This window comes from Paenibacillus sp. Y951, assembly GCF_056786395.1.
Genome location: NZ_JBXCIY010000064.1, coordinates 1 through 1,672, shown reverse-complemented (window position 1 = coordinate 1,672; position 1,672 = coordinate 1). Strand labels below are relative to the sequence as shown.

The following is a 1,672-nucleotide window of genomic DNA, read 5'->3' as shown; positions in this document are numbered from 1 at the left end:
GTTGAGCAGGAAGGGCGACTGTATTTCGACTGGGAATACAGTACGGCGCTGTTCAAGAAGGAAACGGTTGAGCGGATGGGCAAACATCTGGCGACAATCGTGAAGCAGATCGTAGAAACGCCAGATATGAGGCTAGAAGAGATCGAGCTAGCAGGGGAAGAAGAGAAGCGTCAACTACTGGAGACATTTAACGATACGAAGGCGGAGTATCCGAAGGACAAGTCGATCCACATGCTGTTTGAGGAGCAGGCGAAGCGGACGCCGGATGCTGAGGCGATCGTATTCGAGTCTGCGCGACTGACGTATGGCGAGCTAAACGCGAAGGCGAACCAACTGGCGCATGCATTGTGGGCACGAGGCGTTGGAACCGACGAGATCGTGGGAATTATGGCGGAGCGTTCGGTCGAGATGATCGTGGGGATTCTCGCGATTCTGAAGGCTGGTGGTGCGTACTTACCAATTGATCCGACGTACCCGGCTGAGCGGATCGCATACATGCTGGAAGACAGCGACACTGATCTTCTGCTTATATACGGAGACGCAGAAGTGCCACAAGAATACGAAGGCACCGTGCTGAATTTGGCGGATGTGTCACTATATGCGGGCGACACTGCGAATCTGTCTGCAGTAAGCGCTCCAAGCGATCTGGCGTATGTGATTTACACGTCGGGATCGACGGGACAGCCGAAAGGAGCATTGGTGGAGCATCGCAACGTCGTGCGACTACTCTTTAACGACCGCAATCTGTTCGACTTCGGCGCGAGCGACGTCTGGACGATGTTCCATTCGTTCTGCTTCGATTTCTCGGTATGGGAAATGTACGGTGCGTTGTTGTACGGAGGTAAGTTGGTTATTGTGCCGAAACGGACAACGCAGGAACCGCGGTTGTTCGCCGAAATGTTGGAACGCGAACGCGTGACGATACTGAACCAAACGCCTACAGCGTTCTATAGTCTGATTCATGAAGTGTGCGACAAGGAAATGAAGCGGAATCTGTTGATCCGCAAAGTGATATTCGGCGGAGAAGCGCTCTCTCCCGCACAACTGGAACCGTGGGCGAAGGCGTATCCGGCTGCGCTTCTGATCAACATGTATGGCATAACGGAAACGACCGTACACGTGACGTATAAGGAAATAACTAGTGAAGATATCCAGACAAATATCAGCAATATCGGGAAACCTATCCCTACGTTATCGGTCGTGATTCTAGACAAGAACGGGCACCTTGTCCCTCAAGGGGTAGTAGGGGAAATATACGTAGCTGGTGCAGGCGTGGCTCGCGGATATTTGAACCGTCCAGAGCTAACGGCGGAGAAGTTTGTGGACAACCCGTTTGAACCAGGCGAGCGGATGTACAGGACGGGAGACCTTGCAAGATGGCTGCTGGACGGGAATCTGGAGTATCTAGGGAGGATCGACGAGCAGGTGAAAATCCGGGGGTACCGGATCGAGACTAGCGAAATCGTGCACGGCCTGCTGCAGCACAGGGACGTGAAGGAAGCGGTGGTCGTGGCTCGAAAAGATGAGCGCGAGGAAGCTTACCTATACGCGTACGTGGTGAGTAACGGAGTATTTAATGCTACCGAATTGCGTTCGCATTTGAAGCGTAGCCTGCCGGAGTACATGGTACCGTCGTATGTAGTAGAAGTGGAGCGCATTCCGTTGACGGCCA

At 53.3% G+C, this 1,672-nt stretch carries 1 protein-coding gene; it reads left to right on the top strand.

Annotated features, from left to right (window positions below; all coding sequences use genetic code 11):
- Positions 1-1,672, top strand: a 1,672-nt coding sequence (locus tag AC1TPB_RS24805; RefSeq protein WP_482078938.1) for a non-ribosomal peptide synthetase, incomplete at both ends; no start/stop codon positions are given.